Here is a 19,691-nt window from a genome sequence, read left to right on the forward strand (position 1 = left end):
AAAAATGCCTTAGGCGGCGTTCAATGGTTGGCTTTACGACGCGCGGTTTTTTGCTGATACATAGCTGCATCGGCACGGGCAACAAAGGCATCGATGTCGAGTTCGTCGTCTTGTGCTGTAACCACACCCACGCTGGCACCGGCGTAGTCGATGGTCAGGTCACCAAGGTCGAAATGTCCCTGGGTGAGTCGGCTCAGGCGTTCGGCAATCATCTTGCGTACCTGGCTGGCATCAACATCGTGCGGCGCGGTACCGAAAACGACAAACTCGTCGCCGCCGTAGCGGGCCACAAAGTCACCATCCCGCAGCCCTTCTTTTAACTTGCTGGCCAGTGCAATCAAAAACCGGTCGCCGGCATCGTGGCCGTGTTTGTCGTTAATCACCTTAAAACCGTCGAGGTCGATAAAGCCCAGATGCACCTGATCATCGTTGCGTTGTGCGCCCGCTAAGGTTCGTTTCAATTCACGGTCGAACGCACGACGGTTGGGAATGCCGGTTAAGGGGTCGGTCAGCGCAAAATGACTGTACTCGCGGTTTTCATGTTGCAGACGGGCTATCAACCGGTCGTGTTCGAGCTGACGGCCAATCAGATGGCTAAATAGCGCCAGCATCCGCTGCGCCTGTTCAGACACTGGCTGGCTGTTAGGACCCGCCGCACAGAGTGTGCCGTAGAATTCGCCATCACCGATATGTACTGCCTGACTGACAAAAGTTTCGATGCCAAGCTCCGCAGCCACTTTCGAATCACTCCAGTGCTGACTAACGTGCTCACTAGCAGGGCGTACTTCTTCCAGCGCCCGCTTGCACAGCGAATCCTCCCAGAGCACAACCAAGCCCTGAGGAATAGCGATTTGCCGCTCATCGGTATTATTGGAAAACAGCACAGTTTGAGTGTTATGCGCTTCATCGACCCGGGTCAGGTAGGTAGACTCCAGGCCGGTGATGGAATGCAGCAACTCCAGCAAGGCAGGCACCAGGCTATCGATATGATCGGCCTCCGGCACCACATCGGCCAGGCGATCCAACAGGGCAACATCATTCATAGCGTAATCTGCAGCAAAGTCGTGAACTCAGACTAGCAAAGACACCCGCCATCGGACAGTATCAAGCCATTTCAGCCAAAACCGCCTCAGTGGTTAACACTTGGCAAAACTCCCCATTCAAACTGGCCAGGTTGACGCCGTGCATTTGTTCGGCGCTGAAATGAGTGCCGTCGGGCGCCGTACGTTCAAAAGTCGCGGTGCCGTCGCTGACCAAAGTGACGTTGAAACCCAGATTGGCAGCCATCCGCACCGAGGTGGATACGCAGTGGTCGGTGGTCAAACCAACAATCACCAATTGCGCAATGCCCTGCTCACGCAAATGCGTTTCCAGTTTTGTGCCAATAAAGGCGGAATTCACGCTCTTGGTGAACAGTGGCTCGCCTTCGTTCGGCAGCACCTCTGGCTTAATCGCATTGCCAGGTAGTTCCGGGCGCAGCGGCGAGTTGGGTTCCACCGAATCGTGGCGCACGTGTATGACCGGCCAGGCACGTTCACGCCAGGCGCTCAGCAAACGCGCCATCTGGGACTCAGCCTGAGGATTGTTGCGCTCACCATAGGCCGGATTATCCAAACCTTGTTGAACGTCGATGATTAGCAGTGCCGTTGACGACATAACGCAGTTACCTATCGATAAGACAGCGGCCAGTGTACCCACAGACAACCGCCAACTGAATCAAGCTTTAGCGTGGCCGGTCGGATCGATGTTTGCTCACAGTTGGGTTGCAATAATTTTGCGCTAAGTTGCACTCGATTGACGCAGGTCAGGAAGTCTTAGCAGACCTGTTGCTAATCTACTGTTGAAAGGGTTTCAGACGCGGTGGGAGTGCAACCACCGAACCACGAATACAAAGGAGGACATCACTATGATTGGTCAATGGCTTAGAGAAGACCGCAATGCCTCTTACCTCTTGGCCGTGCTGCGCATCTGGCTCGGTTATGAATGGCTGATGGCTGGCTGGCACAAACTTTTTGGCTTCGATGCTGCGGGCTTTTTGCGCGGCGCTGTCGCCAAAGCCGGTGGCGAGCACCCCATGGTGCAGGACTGGTGGGCGTCCTTCCTGGATGCATTCGCCATTCCCAACGCTGGCTTGTTTAACTTCATGATCCCCTGGGGCGAAGTCGCTGTCGGCCTGGGTTTGATTTTCGGTTGTTTCACTGTGCTGGCCGTGTTCTTCGGACTGGTGATGAACTTCGCCTTCCTGTTCAGCGGCTCTATCAGCAGCAACCCGAACATGATCATCGTTGAGTTCATCGTACTCTACGGCGCTGCCAACGCTGGCCGCATTGGCCTGGACCACTGGGTACAGCCCTACATCGCCAACTGGATCGAAAAACGACGCCACAAAGCGGCGGCCTGAATACGCTCAACGAGCTAACTGCCTCACCTCTGTTTGCCGGCCGTTAAGGGCCGGCTTTTTTGTGTCTTCGATCCAGGACTCAGACTTCGCTCGGATACACCCTGTAGCGAATGCCGGCCATGTCCTGCACGGTGCGAATCACCTGGGCGCTGTAACCGGCTTCGTTGTCGTACCAGACATAAACAATGGCACGGTTAGCGGTGACGATGGTGGCGCCGCTGTCGACGATGCCGGTTTTCCGATTGCCGATAAAATCGGACGATACCGCTTCCGGTGAATGGGTGTAATCAACCTGTTTGTGCAACTCGGAATAGAGCGAAGTTTCGCGCAGGAAGTTGTTGAGCTCTTCCTTGCTGGTGTCGCTTTGCAGGTTCAGGTTCAAAATCGCCATCGATACGTTGGGCGTCGGTACCCGAATGGCGTTGCCGGTCAGCTTACCGTCCAGTTCCGGCAGCGCTTTGGCCACCGCTTTGGCCGCGCCAGTTTCGGTCAGCACCATGTTCAGCGGTGCGCTGCGACCACGGCGTTCGCCCTTGTGATAATTATCGATCAGGTTCTGGTCGTTGGTGTAAGAATGCACCGTTTCGACGTGGCCATTTTCGATGCCGAAGCGATCGTGCAGCGCTTTCAAAACCGGGGTGATGGCGTTGGTGGTGCAGGAGGCGGCGGAGACGATGGTGTCGTCTTCAGTGATGCTTAGATGGTTGATGCCATGGACGATGTTTTTGATGTCGCCCTTGCCCGGCGCGGTCAGCAAGACGCGACTGATACCGTCGCATTTCAGGTGCTGGCCAAGGCCTTCGCGGTCGCGCCATTTACCGGTGTTGTCGACCAGAATCGCATCGCGAATGCCATAACGCTGGTAATCAACCTCGGCCGGGTTGTTGGCGTAAATCACCTGAATCGTGGTGCCGTTGGCGACCAGACAATTGTTTTCAGCATCGACACTGATGGTGCCCTCGAAACTGCCGTGAATGGAATCGCGACGCAGCAGGCTGGCGCGCTTAACCAGGTCGTTTTCCGCGCCACCCGGACGAACCACGATGGCGCGCAGTCGCAGCGGTGAGCCGCCGGCTTTTTCAATCAGAATGCGCGCCAGCAAGCGACCGATGCGACCAAAGCCATAGAGCACCACATCGCGTGATGAATTCTCATCGTTGATGGCGCTGCCCTGCAGATCAGCCAGTTCGCTATTGAGAAAATCACGCAGTGGCACATCTTTGCCGTGACGACGATGTTTGAGCGCCAACTTGCCGACATCAATATGCGCCGGCGCCAGTGGCATTTCGTTCAGCAGTTCGAGCACGCCCAGGGTTTCATTAACCGACAGTTCGTGGCCTTCCACCTGACGCACAAAGCGGTGGGTTTTCAATAACTGAATCACCGACTGATTGATGATCTGGCGACCATAGATGGACGTGATCACCCGCTTCTGGCGGTAAAGACGACCGATGATGGGAATCATGGCTTCGGCGAGCGCTTCTTTTTCCTGCCAGCGCAGCAGGGTCTGGTCGATCACGGCTTGGTTCACGCGAGGAGTCCTCTAAGGTGTCCGGTTGATAGGCAGTCGTTATTGCCGGTTCTGGCGACCGGTTTAAGCGCCATTCTAACGACGCCAGCGAATGCCTATCGAGCACCTTTGTCAGACATTTATTGCCATTTTACTGGCCTTATTAGCGGGCAGGATTGGTTTTGAAAACTTATTACACCAAAGCCGGGTTAATCCGGTTTGCCGCTTTCAGCCGGTTATTTCATGCTGGTGTTAATTTAGCCAGAAAGCCCGATAAAACGGCGTTTTTCTGGAATCCGCCATTAGTCTTAGCTGAAAGGAAGTTACGTAACTTTCAAACTGAATAATAAAAAAAATTTTTCAAAAAATATTGCAGAAAGTTGTTTGCAAGCAGCGAACAACAACAATAAAGACGGTTTGTCAGCGTGGATCAGCCAAACAGACGGTATTACGGCCGGCTTTTTTGGCTTCGTAGAGGGCGCTGTCGGCGGCTTTGCTGAGCTCATTGGCGGCCTCACCAAAACCCAATTGCGCAACGCCGCAACTGAAGGTGACCTGGATGCGTTCGCCTTGAGCATCGTGCTGAATTTGCGCAAAACCCTGACTGACGTCTTCGAGTAATTCGCCGGCTTTGTCCAGCTCGATGTCGTGCAGCACGATAGCGAATTCCTCGCCGCCGTAACGACCGATGCGGTCGGTCAGCCGGAAACGCTGACGCAGAAACAGCGCCAGGCTGCGAATGACGCTGTCGCCGACGGCGTGACCGTAGCGATCGTTGACGTCTTTGAAGTGATCGATGTCGATCATCGCGAAACAAAGGTTGCGCTGTTCGGCTTGGGCTTGCGCAATACTGCGCTTGAGTACATCGAGTGTATTGATGTGATCAAGCAGGCCGGTCAGGCTGTCGCGGATCATCTGTTCTTTCAAACCACGATTGCGCTGGCAGCGGTTGCGCACCGTAGCGACCAACATGTCGGGTTCCACCGGCTTGGTCAGAAAGTCGTCACCGCCCTGCGCCATGGCTTCGAGTTGTTTGCTGGTGTCCTGCTCGGCCGACAAATACAGAATCGGAACGACGTCGTAACGCCACTGCTGACGGATGACCTGGGCCAGTTCGATGCCACTGCAATGCGGCATATACATGTCCATCAGGATGGCGTCGGGCTGAAAAGACTCCAGCGCATCAAGAATGGTCAGCGGTTCGTTGACTACTTGGGTCAACATGCCGGCCTGATTCAACGAGCGCTCAGCAAAGAACGCCTGGGCCGGTGAGTCTTCAACGATCAAAACGCGGTAAGGCGGCTCGGAGCGGAAGGCGTAGAGGGTGCTCAGTTGCTTGACCAGCAGGCCAGCATCAAGGGTGCCTTCCTGAAAGGCGACGCCCTGAGCCCGGGCGGCGGCGAGGCGCATCTCTATATCCGGCGGCTGTTGCGAATAAAAATAAACCGGTAATGCCGGAGAGGACGCTTCTTGCACCTCGTTGGCGGCGGCGAGACCGTGGCCATCGAAATCAACATCCATCAATAAGGCTGCAGGACGACGATGGCCAATTGCCAGCATCAAGGCAGCACGGTCGGCGATAATCTGGGAAGGAATGCCAAAAAATTCCAGATGGCGACTGAGGCTCTGCGCCTGCTCTAATTCATGACAACACAGATAGACCGGTTTGCGGCTATCGATACTCAAGGCGGCAGCGTTGTCGTCACGGCGCGAACACCGCTCAGCCAGACGATGAATGTGTTCGCTTAAGGCTTCCAGAACGTGACTGGCCGGAGCCTGCTTGGGACCGGTACCGGCCAGCAAGGCAAGCAGATGCCCCGCCTCGACGAGCATTTCCTGCGACTGGTAACGAATCGCCAACTGCTGCAATTTATCGCAGCGACGCAGAAAATCCTGGTGCCAGTCGGGGTTCCACAGCACTTCATCCAGATTGCGCCAGGCATTGACCACCAGCCGCGCCTGGTCGTGCACTCGACGACTGAAATGCTGCCGCAGTTCATCACGTTGCTGGGATTTGTCGGTCATTTGGGTCATGCCGGACCGTTGCCTTTCCAAGAGCACCGATCGGCCGAGACCTACGGGCTGAACGTCAAAAGCAGGTTGACTAGAGCTGTTGCAACCCGCGCATCAGATCGTCTTGTATATCGAGCACATCTTCCAACCCGACGGCGACACGAATCAGCCCCGGAACAATACCAGCGGCCATTTTTTCGTCATCGCTGACCCGTCCATGAGTGGTGGTATAAGGATGAGTGATGGTGGTTTTGGTATCACCCAGGTTGGCGGTGATCGACACAATGCGAGTGGCATCAATCACCTTCCAGGCAGCTTCCTGACCGCCTTTAACGACAAAGCTGACCACGCCACCGAAGCCACTTTGTTGTTCCCGCGCCAGCTCATGTTGCGGATGGCTGGGCAAACCTAAAAAATGCACCCGCTCAATTTGTGGCTGGGCTTCAAGCCATTCAGCCAGCGCTTGAGCGTTGGCGCAGTGCTGCGCCATGCGGATGCTGAGGGTTTCCAGACCTTTGAGGAAAACCCAGGCGTTGAACGGGCTCATACTGGGGCCGGCGCTGCGCAGAAAACCGACGATCTCATCGATTTCCACCTTGCGACCGACAACGGCGCCACCGAGTGCGCGGCCCTGACCGTCGATAAACTTGGTGGCCGAATGCACCACCAAATCAGCACCCAGCGCCAACGGCTGTTGCAACGCCGGGGTGCAGAAGCAGTTATCGACCACCAGCAAGGCGCCAACGCTGTGTGCCAGTTCCGCCAAGGCACGAATGTCAGCAACTTCCGATAGCGGATTCGACGGAGTTTCGACAAACAACAGCTTGGTCTTGTCGGTGATGGCATCGCGCCAGGCGCTCAGATCTTTGGGATCAACATAGGTGGTACTGACACCGAACTTGCCCAGATATTTATTAAACACCACATTGGTCGAGCCAAAGATGGAACGCGACGACACCACGGCATCGCCGCTTTGCAAAAACGCCATGCAGGTCGAAAAAATAGCCGCCATGCCGGAACTGGTACCGACCGCCGCTTCGCCGCCTTCGAGCAAAGCCAGACGCTCTTCAAAGGTGCGCACCGTGGGGTTGGTGTAGCGGCTGTAGACATTGCCTTCGCGCTCACCAGAGAAGGTGTCGGCCATGCTGGCGGCATCGTCGAAGACGTAGGACGAGGTCATGTACAGGGCTTCGGCGTGCTCCATTTCATCGCTGCGTCGCTGACCACCGCGTACCGCGCGGGTCGCCGGTCGTGCCTGTTGCAATGCCTGGGTGCGTTCGTCGTTCATGCCCTGCCCTCGGTTCGTAGCGTCAATAATAACGCCGCTGCTCAGTCGTCATTATGCAGATCGACGAGCGCGGATTCATCGTCTTTCTCACGCTTTTTAGTCTGACTCAGATCGTTACGCGCCGCTTCCAGATCGCTCAGGTATGCCGCGTCAATATCGCCGGTGATGTATTCGCCGTTGAACACTGAGCAATCAAAACGACGCACACTGGCTTTATGGGTTTGTACCGCTGCGCGCAAATCGTCGAGATCCTGATAGATCAGTTTGTCAGCGCCAATCAACTCACGGATTTCTTCGTTGCTGCGGCCGTGCGCTATCAGTTCTTTCGCCGCCGGCATATCGATACCGTAGACATTGGGGTAACGCACTTCCGGCGCTGCAGAGGCGAAATAAACCTTGTTGGCGCCCGCGTCACGCGCCATCTCGATGATTTCGTTACAGGTGGTGCCGCGGACAATGGAGTCGTCGACCAGCAGCACATTTTTGTCTTTAAATTCCAGACCGATAGCGTTCAGCTTCTGGCGCACCGATTTCCGCCGCTGCTGCTGACCGGGCATGATGAAGGTACGACCGATGTAGCGGTTTTTCATAAAGCCTTCGCGGAAATCGACACCCAGTCGATTCGCCAGCTGCAGCGCCGAGGTACGGCTGGTATCGGGAATCGGAATCACCACGTCAATGTCATTGTTGGGCCATTCGCGTTCGATTTTATCGGCCAGCGCATCGCCCATGCGCATGCGCGCTTTATAGACCGAAATACCATCGATGATGGAATCCGGCCGGGCGAAATACACATACTCGAACATGCACGGCACCAGTGACGGATTCTCCGCGCACTGGCGCAGATGCAACTGACCAGCCGCATCGATATAAACCGCTTCACCCGGTTCGACGTCGCGAATCAGTTTAAAACCGAGAACATCCAAAGCGACGCTTTCTGAGGCGACCATATATTCGGTGTTACCGGCTTCGCTGGTGCGCTCACCGATGACCAGCGGGCGAATGCCATAAGGATCGCGGAAGGCGACCATGCCGTAGCCGGAAATCATCGAGACCGCCGCATAGGCACCCCGGCAGCGACGATGTACTGCTGACACGGCGTTGAAGATATCGTCCGCTTCCGGTTGCAGTTTGCCCTGCAGTTGCAGCTCGTGGGCGAAAACGTTGAGCAGCACTTCGGAATCGGAAGTGGTGTTCACATGACGCAGATCGGAGCGGTACAGCGCCGAGTTCAGTTCCGCCGAATTGGTCAGGTTGCCGTTGTGCGCCAGCACGATGCCGTACGGCGAGTTCACATAAAACGGCTGACTTTCGGAGGTGCTGGAGGAGCCGGCAGTCGGGTAACGCACATGACCAATGCCAGTCGTGCCGCTGAGGCGTTGCATATGGCTGGAGCGGAACACGTCGCGCACCAGGCCATTGCTTTTGCGCAGATAAAAACGACCGGCATCTTCGGTGACAATGCCGGCGGCATCCTGGCCACGGTGCTGCAGGACGGTCAAGGCGTCGTAGAGGCGCTGATTGACCGCGGTATCACTAACTATCCCAACAATGCCACACATGGATTAGGCTCCTCCGACGGAGAGAATGGCGTCCGATGCCTTGTTGATGTACTCGCCGGTCCACTTGATAACCGGCTCGAAATAGGGAACCAGTGCTGAGTCCTGCCAGAACTGATCCAAGGCAAACAAACGACCCAGGGCCAGGATTGCGACGACGATCACCAGACCACGCAACAAGCCAAAGACGACGCCCAGAGCACGATCAGTTCCGGTCAGGCCGGTGAGGCGAACAAACTCGCCCAGCAGATGATTTATCAGCGCGCCGACCACCAAGGTTGCAATAAAGAGCATCACGAAGGCGACGGTGTAACGCCAGGCGGGTGATTCGATCAGCCCACCGAGCAGCACCGCCAGGTTATCGCTGAACAAACGCGCAATAACCAAAGCAATAATCCAGGTGGCCAGCGACAAAGCTTCACGGGTAAACCCGCGCTTGATGCTGATCAGTGAAGAGACGAGCAGAATGAGAAGAATGATCCAATCGATGGCGATCATAGATGACGATACTGTGACCCGGTTGAAGAAGCGCGCATTCTAACAGAGCCCGGACGGCCTTGTCCCGGTCACTGTCGGCATACTGTCGGCATTATCAGTGGACCAAACGGTCAGGGTTCGTAGCGAACCACCAAGCCTTGCAGCTCGACTTTTTGCTTGATCTCGGCCTTGAGCGCCTGGACGCTGTCGATATCAGTTTCCGGACCGACCAATACCTGAGTAAAGAGCGTACCGTCCGACAGGATGACTTCGTTGACGTAGGTCTGGAAACCCTGGTCACGCAGTTGATCCCGCAAGGCAGCCGCTTTAGCGCTGTCGCGGAAGCTGGCCACCTGAACACTCCAGGCCCGTTCGCCTGGCGCAACAGCCACACTGGGTTGTTCGGGTTGGGACCCAGGCTCATCGGCCGGTGCCGTGCTTTGCGGTTCAGCGGGCGCTTCGACGGCTGCCGGCTGCTGAGTTTCGACAACAGCAATCGCAGGCTCCGGCACCTCGTCCGGCAAGGCAGTGACCTCGACGGTCGTATCCGTTACCGGTTCAATTTGCAGATGAGACAGATCAGGACGTTTGGGCTTGGGTGGAATCTGGGTGATTTTTTCCGGCAAACGACCTTCGCCATCGAGCACAACCGGCGCGATCAAAAAGATCAAAGCCAGGATCACTAAACCACCTACCAGGCGTTGCTGAATGCGAACGTCCAAGCCCAACTCCACTAAGGATCAAAGGTGACCAAGGCTTCCAGAGCTTCGGCCACCGTATAAAAGGAACCACAGACCAGAACCGGCCGACCGGACGGTTCTTCCAGAGCTGCCTCGATTGCGGCAGCGACCGAATGATAGCACTGCCCCACCCCGGCTGTCGCCCGCACCGCCAGGCTCTCGGCGGACAAGCCGCGCGGCACCGCCAGCCCCGCCAGATACCAGCGACCGACAATGGGTTCAAGCGCCTGGGACACACTTTCAACGTCTTTGTCGGCCAGCATTCCCAGCACCACCGACCAGGATTCACCGGCCAATTGCCGCGCCAGATAACGCGCTGCGTGCGGGTTATGACCAACGTCCAGCACCAGACGGCGGCCTTCAATGGTGAGGCTTTGCAAGCGACCCGGTAACACCACGGCATTAATCGCCGATTCAATCTGGTTCAGTGACAATTCAAAAGGCGACAACGCAAAGGCCTGCAGCGCCGACGCCTGATTGGCACGCGGCACGCTCGCCAGCAAACGGTTCTCGGCCAAGCGACCACCGCGCCACCAGATACCGGCGTCATTAGCGCCATGCTCAGTGCCGAACGGATAGAGCCGCGCGCCGACACTCAAGGCAGTTTCCTGTACCGAAATTGGCAGTTCGTCCGAACCCAGAACAGCGGGCTGATTGGCGCGGAATACGCCAGACTTTTCACGGCCGATCTGTTCGATGTCATCGCCTAAAAAGGCCTGATGATCACGATCGACGGTGGTCAGAATACTGATGTCGGCATCGACCAGATTGACCGCGTCCAAGCGACCGCCCAGACCAATTTCCAACACCCAGACATCCAGATCAGCGGCGTTAAACAATACAAACGCCGCCAGAGTGGTGAATTCAAAATAGGTCAGGCTGACATCGCCACGGGCCGCTTCAACCTGCTCGAACGCCTCGATAAGCTCGGCATCGTCGACGGGATTCTGATCAATGACCACGCGTTCATTGAAGCGATGCAAATGCGGAGAGGTATAGAGGCCGACGCTCAGATCGGCGGCCAGGGCCAACTGATGCAAGGTCGCACAGGTGGAGCCCTTGCCATTGGTGCCGGCGACGGTAAACACGAAGGGACGTTGGCGCTCGCCACTGATCAGCGGCAGGTTCAGTCGGTCTGCGACCTGACGAACACGGTCCAGACCAAGGTCGATGGTCTGGCCGTGCAAATGCTCAAGATAGTCGAGCCAGAGACTGAGGCTGGCTCCCTCAGGCGGCTTTGGCATGGGTCAGCATACGCAACAAACGGGCGATGCGTTCGCGCATTTCGTGACGATGCAGAATCAGGTCGATGGCGCCTTTTTCCATCAGGAATTCAGAACGCTGGAAGCCTTCCGGCAACTGCTCACGAACGGTTTGTTCAATCACACGCGGGCCGGCAAAACCGATCAACGCATTGGGTTCGGCGATATTGACGTCACCCAACAGCGCCAGCGACGCAGACACACCGCCAAAGCAAGGGTCCAGCATTACCGAGACGTAAGGAACGCCCGCTTCGTGCAATTTTTCGATGGCCGCAGAGGTTTTCGCCATCTGCATCAAAGAGAACAAAGCTTCCTGCATGCGCGCGCCGCCCGAGGTGGCGAAACAGATGAAAGGAATCTTTTCTTCCAGCGCGGCTTTGGCGGCCTGAGCGAATTTCTCGCCGACCACCGAGCCCATGGAGCCGCCCATAAAGTTGAAGTCGAAGGCAGCGACAACAATCGGCAGACCTTCGACAGTACCTTTAACAGTAACCAGCGCATCGTTCTCACCGGTGCTCTTCTGAGCGCCGGCCAGACGATCTTTATAACGCTTGCCGTCTTTGAACTTCAGACGATCGACCGGTTTCACATCGCTGGCCAGTTCCATTTGACCATTTTCGTCCAGGAACAAGTCGATGCGGCGACGGGCGCTGATGCGCATATGGTGTTCGCACTTGGGACAGACGTCCTGATTGCGTTCCAGTTCGGGCCGGTACAGTACAGCCGCACACTTCGGACACTTCTTCCACAGCCCTTCCGGGATGTTGGATTTCGCGTTCGGACCAGATGATGAACGAATCAAAGACGGAACGATTTTGTCCAGCCAGCTACTCATGCTTGCCTCTTCCTCAAATGCCAGATGGCCTCATTATGGGCGATCCATTGCAGAACGCATATCGCCCAGTAACTGAGACACTTGTGAAGAAATTTCATCGGCGCTCTGTGATTGCTGTGCTTCGACGATACGAACCAGCGCCGAACCGACAATCACACCGCTCGATACCTTAGCCACCCGCGCTGCAATCTCACCATTGCTGATGCCGAAACCGACACAGATGGGCAGGTCGGTGTGCTCGCGCATCCAGTCGAGCTTTTGTTCCACTTCGTCGACGTTCAGCGTATTGGCGCCGGTGATGCCTTTCAGTGATACATAGTAGATCCAGCCGCTGGCGCGCTCGACGATGGCGTTAAAGCGGTCATGAGTGGTGGTTGGTGTGACCAGATAAATCAGATCTAAACCTGCGGCCTTGGCATAAGGCACCAGACCACCGCCCTCTTCCGGCGGCATATCGACCATCAACAGACCGTCGACGCCGGCTTCAGCGGCGCGACCGACAAAGGTTTCATAACCCATCCACTCGACCGGGTTGAGGTAGCCCATCAACACCACCGGGGTGTCGGCGTTGGTCTGGCGAAACTTAGCAACAATATCCAGCGTTTTGCGCAGCGTCATGCCGCTGGCCAGCGCGCGTTCATTGGCCAATTGAATAGCCGGCCCATCGGCCATGGGATCGGAAAATGGCATGCCCAATTCAATGATGTCTGCGCCGGCAGCGACCAGCGCATGCATCAATGGCAGGGTTACTTCCGGGCGCGGATCGCCGGCGGTGACAAAGGGAATCAGGGCCTTGCGGCCCTCACTGTTAAGACGATCAAAGGTAGCAGCAATACGACTCATATCAGTGTCCTCAGATCGTCAGGCCGTCAATGCCGGCGACGGTGTGAATGTCTTTGTCACCGCGACCGGACAGGTTAACGATGATGCGTTTGCCCTTGCCCAGTTGTGGCGCCAGCTTCTTGGCGTAGGCAACAGCGTGCGATGATTCCAGCGCGGGCATAATGCCTTCGACACGCGTCAGTTCGCGGAACGCCTCGAGCGCTTCGTCGTCGCTGGCGGTGACGTACTGAGCACGGCCGGAATCTTTCAACCAGGCGTGTTCAGGACCTACACCCGGATAATCCAGACCGGCCGAGACCGAATGGGTGCCAATGATCTGACCATCATCATCGGCCATGATGTAGGTGCGGTTGCCATGCAATACACCGGGGCGACCTTTGGTCAAAGGCGCTGCGTGCTCGTTACCGGACAAACCACGACCGCCGGCTTCGACACCGTAGATATCAACGCCTTCATCGTTAAGAAACTCCCAGAACAGACCAATGGCGTTGGAGCCGCCGCCGACACAGGCAACCAGGGCATCGGGCAAAGCACCGGTCTGCTCCTGAATCTGGCGACGCGCTTCGCGGCCGATAACCGAGTTGAAATCACGTACCAGCGTCGGATAAGGATGCGGGCCGGCGACGGTGCCGATGATGTAGTAAGTATTGTCGACATTGGTGACCCAGTCGCGCATGGCTTCGTTCATGGCATCTTTCAGCGTCTGAGTGCCGGAGGTGACCGGAACGACCGTCGCGCCCAGCATGCGCATGCGGTAGACATTGAGCTTTTGCCGCTCGACATCTTCGGCGCCCATATAGACGACACATTCCAACCCCAAACGGGCGGCGACGGTGGCCGTCGCCACGCCATGCTGGCCGGCACCAGTCTCGGCGATAACGCGCGGCTTGCCGCTGTATTTGGCGAGCAGCGCCTGGCCGATGGTGTTGTTCACCTTATGCGCGCCGGTGTGGTTCAAATCTTCGCGCTTCAAATAGATATCCGCCCCACCCCATTTCTGCGTCAAACGCTCGGCAAAATAGAGCGGTGATGGACGGCCGACATAGTGCGCCAGGTCGTTATCGAATTCGGCGCGGAAGTCCGGATCGTCCTTCAGTTTGGTGTACATGGCGGACAGTTCGTCCAGGGCGTCCATCAAGGTCTCAGACGCGAAACGGCCACCGAAAGGGCCAAAGTGGCCGGTGGCATCCGGGAAGCTGTGAAAATCAGTTGGCTTATCTTGTTGCTTGCTCATGCGATGTCTCTCTGCGAGTCGGCCAGGCGAACCTGACGGACAAATTCGGTCATTTTTTCGGCGGACTTGATGCCTTTGCTGGCTTCGATGCCACCACTGACATCGACCCCCAGCGGCTGCACCTGTTGCACCGCCTGCGCCACATTAGCCGGGGTTAGACCACCGGCCAGAATAATACGGCTTCGCCATCGCTCAGGGATCAGATTCCAGTTAAAGGTTTCACCAGTGCCACCCGGTTCGCCGGCTTTATAGGCGTCGAGCAATAAGGAGTTGGCAGCGCTGTAGCTTTCCAGATCGGCCGCCAGTTGCTGAGCATCGCGCACGCGCAAGGCTTTCATCCAGGCACGGCCAAAGGAGGCACAGAAGTCCGGCGTTTCATCGCCGTGAAATTGCAACACATCGAGCGGCACCCGAGCCAGAACGGCTTCGACGTCTGCAACACTGGGGTTTACAAAGAGGCCGACACGGGTGCAGAAGGCACCGGCGGCAGTGGCCAGTGGCGCGGCTTCGGCGGCGGAAACAGCACGCGGACTGGGCGGATAAAACACCAGACCAATGGCGTCGGCACCCAGGCTGTCGGCCAGTTCAACCTCGGCAATCTGTTTCAGGCCACAAAGTTTGATACGGGTGCGCATAGAGAGTTCCGCCTTCAGGACCACAGAGTGTATCAAAGCGCCCCAGACGGCCCAAGCCGCAATCGCAGCAATATCACGCTTAGACGGAATCCAGGCCAGGAAAACCATCGAGAAAAGCCGGGCCTGCTTCGGGCCTGGGTAAATCATCACGGTCGTAATTGGCGCGTACAAAATACAGACCCGCACCCGGCGCGGTGACACCCCCTTGATTGCGGTCGCGCGTTTCCAGCACCTGCTGCGCCCACTCGACCGGCTGATCGCCACGGCCGATCGCCAGCAGGACGCCCATGATGTTGCGCACCATATGATGCAAAAACCCATTGGCCCGAGCCTGCAACACAATCAATCGACCTTGCTGCACCAGCGTTAATTCACGCACCTCTTTAACCGGCGATTTGGCCTGGCATTCGGATGCCCGAAAGGCCGAAAAGTCGTGTTCGCCGATCAGTAATTGCGCCGCCTGACGCATGCGTTCGATATCCAGCGGCTGCCGTTCCCAGGTCATGCCGTCGCGCAAAATACCGCTGGGAATGGGGGCGTTATAAACGACAAAACGATAGGCGCGTTCGCGCGCGGCAAAGCGCGCATGAAAAGCAGTGTCGACAATTTTGGCCCACTGCACGCTGATGTCACGTGGCAGTCGGGTATTGGTACCGACAGTCCAGCCGTACTCTTTGCGTAGGCTGGATGTGTCGAAATGAATCACCTGATTACTGGCGTGCACACCGGCATCGGTCCGGCCGGCGACGATTAAGTCGACCGGGTGATTGGCGACGCTGGAAATGGCCTCGGTCAGGGCTCCCTGCACCGTGGGCACGCCGGATTTCTGAATCTGCCAGCCGTAATAATCGGTGCCACGATATTCCACACCCATGGCGACACGGTAGCGGTGGTCTGCATTCAGAAAGGGAAAAATTTCACTCATCGGAACTCCGGTCCGGCTGGCAAAGGAGCGGCTCACCAATAAAAACGCCGCTCCAAAGAGCGGCGCATTCTAACGGAAACAGACGGTCAGGTTTAGAGTCGCTCAATCAATTCCTGAGCCTGACGTTTTTGCTCGTCGTTGCCTTCGGTCAGGACTTCTTCGAGGATGTCACGGGCGCCGTCGGCATCCTCCATTTCCATATAGGCGCGTGCCAGATCGAGCTTGGTGCTGGCTTCGTCCGCGCCGGACAGGAAGTCGTACTCGTCTTCTTCCAGTTCAGCGCCGGCCGGAAGAGCGACTTCGTCGTCGTCATCCCAATCTGGCAGTGAAGAGTCCGCCGGGCCGCTGAGGTCAACAGAGTCCAGGTCGAAATCGGTCTCGTCGTCATCCAGCATCGGCGGTTCATCGCTGTCCAACTCGTCCTGAATCGACTCGACATTCTCATCCAGGTTATCGTCGAGATCGTTGTCAATCGATTCGGATGCTGACTCTGGCGATATCAAGTCGTCTTCTTCTTCGGCTTCCAAACCCAGATCGCTCAGTTCGAAATCCAGACCGGTACCGGCTTCTTCTTCCAGCTCATCGACGCCGTCCAGTTCATCCAGGCCGAGTTCGAAATCGGACGTTTCTTCGGCATCGAGCTCTGCCTCATCGGCTGAGCGGGTCGGGACAGCATCCAGATCCTCGACCGGCAAATCGGCCGACAGCTCGTTCAGATCGTCATCGTCGTCGGTGTCGGCGACTTGTGGTTCGGACTCCAGCACCTCGAAGTCACTGTCGGTCACCGGTATTTCGTCCACGGAGTCGGGCGAAATATCAAAGTCATCATCAAAATCGGTGCTGGTCATGCGCTCACGCAACGACTCGGCCAGCTCGCGTTCATCGGCCGTCAGCGGCAGACGCTCGGACAGATCGTCGAAGGCGTCAATGTCGTCACTGGCGGCGTAAACTTCCAACAGTTTCAGGCCCAGATCGCTACGCTCGGGGGCGTCATATAACCAAGGCTGCAGCACTTCTTCGGCGCGTTCGTAGTTGTGATACGCCATGTACATTTCGGCTTCGCGAATGGCTTCGCTGACGGCATCTTCGTCGTCATCCGCCAACAAATCATCGCCGTCATCGAGATCGTCATCCGGGAAGTCGACGCTGTCGTCACCGGAACGACGCACCAGGCCAAGGATAAAAAATGGCAAGGACAACAAGACTGCCGCCGCGACGCCAGCAATGATCATATTGCGCTGGCTGTCCATGACCCAGTCGACGGCACTGTCGATAAAGTCGAGGAATTCCTGCCACAGAATGCCGTATTGCTCTTTGATGGTGGCCCAATCCAGCCAGCCGGATTGCTCCTCGTCGGCTTCTGCCTCGGTCTCGGCTTCGTCCAGCTCCGCCAATTCAGATTGCAAGGCTGCGGCATCGCCATCCTGCAGGTTCAGCATGCGCTGCATGATGGCCAGTTGCTCTTCCAACTCAGCCAGGCGCGCTTCCATGGCCTGGTTTTCACGCTCGAACTGATCGTTCAATTCGCCGGCGATGGCCAGTTCATTCTCCAGACGTTCGACTTCGCTGTCGCTGGAGATATCGCCACCGGCACTGCTGCCCTCGGTATCGTCTTCGTTGGTGACTTCCAGATAACCATCCGGGTCACGCTCACCGTCACCCTGAGGTAAGGCAGAGCTGGTCGATTCGGTTGCCGACAACTGCACCTGCGCCGGCTGCCGGCCGTTCTCACTCAGACCGATCTGGACGTTCTGCTGGCCAACCTGATTGATGGCCAGTTGCGTCGAGCGAGCCGCAATCTGTGCTTCGTTCGGCAGCGTCAGAACTTCTCCAGCCTTAATGCGGTTAATGTTGTTGTTGATAAAGGCGTTCGGGTTGAGGTCCTGAATCGCCAACATAATTTGCTGCGGCATATAGCCACGGCCGGCCTCAATACGCAGCGCAATTTCCCACAGCGTATCGTCACGCTGGACCTGATACTGACGCGGCGCTGGCGGTGTGGCCGGTGCCGCCGGCTGTGGCTGACTGGCCGTCGTCGCAGGTGCAACGCTGCGCGGCTGATCTTGCGCCTCGGTATCGAACAACGGCGGGTCGAGCAGCAAGGTATATTCCTTGAGCAGGCGACCGCCCGGCCAATTCACTTCAACCAGAAAATTCAGAAAGGGTTCGCGTACCGCCTGAGTGGTACTCAGCTGGATAACTAGGCCACCATCGGAAGCAGGCTGTACATCAAAACGGATATTGGACAGAAAGAAATCGCGCTCAACACCGGCTTGCTCAAAGGCAAGTCGGCTGGCCAGAGTCGGAAGGATTTCGTTGGCACTGAGGTCGCTCGGTTCGAGCAACTCGATACGGGCATCCAGCGGTTCGTTCAGATTGGAGTTCAGTTCAATGTCACCCAATCCTAAAGCCTGGGCGCCACCCACCAAAGCCAGCGCTGCCACAAACGCGAGCGCCTGTTTCTTGAACATCATCCTTCCTCTATCCCTTAGCCCTGAAATCAATGCTCGACCGGTACCGATTATTTGAACAAGTCTGGGCTCAAAGAGTCATCGGGTACTTAAATCGACAACGGGATTTTTGCGATTCGATTATCGCAATTGAATCCGTATTTAGAACGCGTCTAAAACCGCGCCAAGTATTATGGATAAACGACTTTTTCGCAACAGACGCCCCGGCTGGCGCGGGTTGCGGCCCGGTTTAATCAAACCCAGCAAAAAGGGCGACCGCAGTGGCCGCCCTTTTCTTCTTTAAATGATTAATTTATAAATAAAATCAATCAGTTAGCGATCACAGCCGGCCATTAAGAATGGCCAGTACGCGACGCAATGGCTCGGCCGCACCCCAGAGTAGCTGATCGCCAACGGTAAAGGCGTTGAGGTATTCACCACCCATGGCCATTTTACGCAGCCGACCGACTGGAACATTCATGGTGCCGGTAACTTTGGCCGGGGTCAGTTCCGCCATACTCAACTCACGTTCGTTGGGAATGACTTTAACCCAGTCGTTGGAGCTGGCGATGATAGATTCGATTTCATCGAGTGGCACATCACGGTTCAGCTTGATGGTCATCGCCTGGCTGTGCGAACGCATAGAGCCGACGCGTACGCAGGTGCCATCGATGGGTACCGGGTTATCGCCACGGCCAAGAATCTTGTTGGCCTCGACCTGGGCTTTCCACTCTTCTTTGCTCTGACCCGACGGCAGCGCCTTGTCGATCCAGGGGATCAGGCTGCCGGCCAAAGGCGCACCAAACTGTTCCGACGGATAAGCATCGCTGCGAATAAAGTCGGCAACGGTTCGGTCGAGTTCCAGAATCGCCGAGGCCGGGTCATCGAGGTACTGGCTGGCAACGCCGTGCACCGCGCCCATCTGCGCCAGCAGTTCACGCATATGACGCGCACCGGAACCGGAAGCCGCCTGATAGGTGTGTGGCGAGGCCCACTCGACCAGGTTCTCGCGGAATAGACCGCCGAGACCCATCAGCATCAGGCTGACGGTGCAGTTGCCACCGACGTAGGTTTTAACACCGCTGTCGATGCCCTTGTCGATGACATTACGGTTGACTGGGTCGAGCACGATGATGGAGTCATCGGCCATGCGCAGCGTGGACGCAGCATCGATCCAGTAACCGCTCCAGCCGGTGTCCCGCAGCGGCTGGTAAACGGCTTCGGTGTAGTCGCCGCCTTGGCAGGTAACGATGGCATCGCAGGATGCCAGCGCGTCAAGATTATTGGCATCCTGCAATTCGGACGGGCCTTGGCCAACGTCCGGGGCCGCTTGTCCGGCCTGGCTGGTGCTGAAAAAAACCGGTTCGATGCCGCTGAAATCACCCTCGTCCTGCATGCGTTGCATCAGCACGGAGCCAACCATTCCTCGCCATCCGACGATACCGACTTTCATATTCACCTCTTCTTCTGTGGTCAGTCACCCCGTCTTGCTGCGGGGAGCTGGCGTTCGTTGCGGGTG

At 56.9% G+C, this 19,691-nt stretch carries 17 protein-coding genes; 1 reads left to right on the forward strand and 16 read right to left on the reverse strand.

The features are described from left to right. Positions 1–20: 20 nt before the first annotated feature. Positions 21–1,043, reverse strand: a complete 1,023-nt coding sequence (locus ACXAE6_RS15470; protein ID WP_475150507.1) for a GGDEF domain-containing protein — start codon at positions 1,041–1,043, stop codon at positions 21–23. A 61-nt stretch (positions 1,044–1,104) separates the two neighbouring features. Further along, positions 1,105–1,656 carry a cysteine hydrolase family protein gene (locus tag ACXAE6_RS15475; protein ID WP_475150512.1) on the reverse strand — a complete coding sequence of 184 codons (552 nt, stop codon included), beginning with the start codon at positions 1,654–1,656 and terminating at the stop codon, positions 1,105–1,107. A 250-nt stretch (positions 1,657–1,906) separates the two neighbouring features. Here ACXAE6_RS15475 and ACXAE6_RS15480 point away from each other — a divergent pair, with 250 nt between their 5' ends. Next, positions 1,907–2,401 (forward strand): DoxX family protein, encoded by a 495-nt coding sequence (locus ACXAE6_RS15480; protein ID WP_475150518.1) that lies wholly within the window; start codon positions 1,907–1,909, stop codon positions 2,399–2,401. Between the two features lie 79 nt (positions 2,402–2,480). Here ACXAE6_RS15480 and ACXAE6_RS15485 read toward each other — a convergent pair whose 3' ends face one another. The 14 genes from ACXAE6_RS15485 to asd all read right to left on the reverse strand — a co-directional run bounded on the left by ACXAE6_RS15485 (position 2,481) and on the right by asd (position 19,625). Beyond that, a complete protein-coding gene (locus ACXAE6_RS15485; protein ID WP_475150522.1) occupies positions 2,481–3,932 on the reverse strand; it encodes a glyceraldehyde-3-phosphate dehydrogenase in 1,452 nt (483 codons plus the stop codon). A 399-nt stretch (positions 3,933–4,331) separates the two neighbouring features. Continuing rightward, positions 4,332–5,936 carry a GGDEF domain-containing response regulator gene (locus ACXAE6_RS15490; protein WP_475150527.1) on the reverse strand — a complete coding sequence of 535 codons (1,605 nt, stop codon included), beginning with the start codon at positions 5,934–5,936 and terminating at the stop codon, positions 4,332–4,334. Between the two features lie 79 nt (positions 5,937–6,015). Further along, entirely contained in the window at positions 6,016–7,212 is a 1,197-nt protein-coding gene (locus ACXAE6_RS15495; protein ID WP_475150532.1) for an O-succinylhomoserine sulfhydrylase, read from the reverse strand. Positions 7,213–7,253: 41 nt separating this feature from the next. Then, positions 7,254–8,774 (reverse strand): amidophosphoribosyltransferase, encoded by a 1,521-nt coding sequence (gene purF / locus ACXAE6_RS15500; protein WP_475150535.1) that lies wholly within the window; start codon positions 8,772–8,774, stop codon positions 7,254–7,256. Between the two features lie 3 nt (positions 8,775–8,777). Next, a complete protein-coding gene (locus ACXAE6_RS15505) occupies positions 8,778–9,269 on the reverse strand; it encodes a CvpA family protein (protein WP_475150540.1) in 492 nt (163 codons plus the stop codon). Between the two features lie 110 nt (positions 9,270–9,379). Beyond that, positions 9,380–9,970: an SPOR domain-containing protein gene (locus ACXAE6_RS15510; protein WP_475150544.1), complete on the reverse strand. Its 591-nt coding sequence runs from the start codon at positions 9,968–9,970 to the stop codon at positions 9,380–9,382. Between the two features lie 11 nt (positions 9,971–9,981). After that, positions 9,982–11,232 (reverse strand): bifunctional tetrahydrofolate synthase/dihydrofolate synthase, encoded by a 1,251-nt coding sequence (gene folC / locus ACXAE6_RS15515; RefSeq protein WP_475150551.1) that lies wholly within the window; start codon positions 11,230–11,232, stop codon positions 9,982–9,984. Continuing rightward, on the reverse strand, positions 11,216–12,085 hold the full coding sequence (gene accD, locus ACXAE6_RS15520) for an acetyl-CoA carboxylase, carboxyltransferase subunit beta (protein WP_392800667.1): 870 nt from the start codon (positions 12,083–12,085) through the stop codon (positions 11,216–11,218). The genes folC and accD overlap by 17 nt, the downstream gene beginning before the upstream one ends. A 33-nt stretch (positions 12,086–12,118) precedes the next feature. Continuing rightward, positions 12,119–12,928, reverse strand: a complete 810-nt coding sequence (trpA, locus tag ACXAE6_RS15525) for a tryptophan synthase subunit alpha (RefSeq protein WP_475150557.1) — start codon at positions 12,926–12,928, stop codon at positions 12,119–12,121. A 10-nt stretch (positions 12,929–12,938) separates the two neighbouring features. After that, positions 12,939–14,162, reverse strand: coding sequence for a tryptophan synthase subunit beta (trpB, locus tag ACXAE6_RS15530; RefSeq protein WP_475150562.1), 1,224 nt, complete (start codon positions 14,160–14,162; stop codon positions 12,939–12,941). Then, positions 14,159–14,797, reverse strand: a complete 639-nt coding sequence (locus ACXAE6_RS15535; protein ID WP_475150568.1) for a phosphoribosylanthranilate isomerase — start codon at positions 14,795–14,797, stop codon at positions 14,159–14,161. The genes trpB and ACXAE6_RS15535 overlap by 4 nt, the downstream gene beginning before the upstream one ends. A gap of 79 nt (positions 14,798–14,876) precedes the next feature. Continuing rightward, positions 14,877–15,722 (reverse strand): tRNA pseudouridine(38-40) synthase TruA, encoded by an 846-nt coding sequence (gene truA / locus ACXAE6_RS15540; protein WP_475150572.1) that lies wholly within the window; start codon positions 15,720–15,722, stop codon positions 14,877–14,879. A gap of 92 nt (positions 15,723–15,814) precedes the next feature. Then, positions 15,815–18,193 carry a motility hub landmark protein FimV gene (locus ACXAE6_RS15545; RefSeq protein ID WP_475150574.1) on the reverse strand — a complete coding sequence of 793 codons (2,379 nt, stop codon included), beginning with the start codon at positions 18,191–18,193 and terminating at the stop codon, positions 15,815–15,817. 319 nt (positions 18,194–18,512) lie between these two features. Next, positions 18,513–19,625, reverse strand: a complete 1,113-nt coding sequence (gene asd / locus ACXAE6_RS15550; RefSeq protein WP_475150579.1) for an aspartate-semialdehyde dehydrogenase — start codon at positions 19,623–19,625, stop codon at positions 18,513–18,515. Positions 19,626–19,691 lie beyond the last annotated feature (66 nt).

Source organism: Saccharospirillum sp. ABV4_185, from assembly GCF_056159245.1.

Coding starts and splice junctions, on each gene's coding strand:
- trpB (WP_475150562.1), bottom strand. CDS start 14,162: ATGAGCAAGCAACAAGATAAGCCAACTGATTTTCACAGCTTCCCGGAT.
- ACXAE6_RS15470 (WP_475150507.1), bottom strand. CDS start 1,043: ATGAATGATGTTGCCCTGTTGGATCGCCTGGCCGATGTGGTGCCGGAG.
- ACXAE6_RS15475 (WP_475150512.1), bottom strand. CDS start 1,656: ATGTCGTCAACGGCACTGCTAATCATCGACGTTCAACAAGGTTTGGAT.
- ACXAE6_RS15545 (WP_475150574.1), bottom strand. CDS start 18,193: ATGTTCAAGAAACAGGCGCTCGCGTTTGTGGCAGCGCTGGCTTTGGTG.
- ACXAE6_RS15490 (WP_475150527.1), bottom strand. CDS start 5,936: ATGACCGACAAATCCCAGCAACGTGATGAACTGCGGCAGCATTTCAGT.
- folC (WP_475150551.1), bottom strand. CDS start 11,232: ATGCCAAAGCCGCCTGAGGGAGCCAGCCTCAGTCTCTGGCTCGACTAT.
- asd (WP_475150579.1), bottom strand. CDS start 19,625: ATGAAAGTCGGTATCGTCGGATGGCGAGGAATGGTTGGCTCCGTGCTG.
- ACXAE6_RS15505 (WP_475150540.1), bottom strand. CDS start 9,269: ATGATCGCCATCGATTGGATCATTCTTCTCATTCTGCTCGTCTCTTCA.
- ACXAE6_RS15495 (WP_475150532.1), bottom strand. CDS start 7,212: ATGAACGACGAACGCACCCAGGCATTGCAACAGGCACGACCGGCGACC.
- accD (WP_392800667.1), bottom strand. CDS start 12,085: ATGAGTAGCTGGCTGGACAAAATCGTTCCGTCTTTGATTCGTTCATCA.
- ACXAE6_RS15480 (WP_475150518.1), top strand. CDS start 1,907: ATGATTGGTCAATGGCTTAGAGAAGACCGCAATGCCTCTTACCTCTTG.
- trpA (WP_475150557.1), bottom strand. CDS start 12,928: ATGAGTCGTATTGCTGCTACCTTTGATCGTCTTAACAGTGAGGGCCGC.
- purF (WP_475150535.1), bottom strand. CDS start 8,774: ATGTGTGGCATTGTTGGGATAGTTAGTGATACCGCGGTCAATCAGCGC.
- ACXAE6_RS15535 (WP_475150568.1), bottom strand. CDS start 14,797: ATGCGCACCCGTATCAAACTTTGTGGCCTGAAACAGATTGCCGAGGTT.
- truA (WP_475150572.1), bottom strand. CDS start 15,722: ATGAGTGAAATTTTTCCCTTTCTGAATGCAGACCACCGCTACCGTGTC.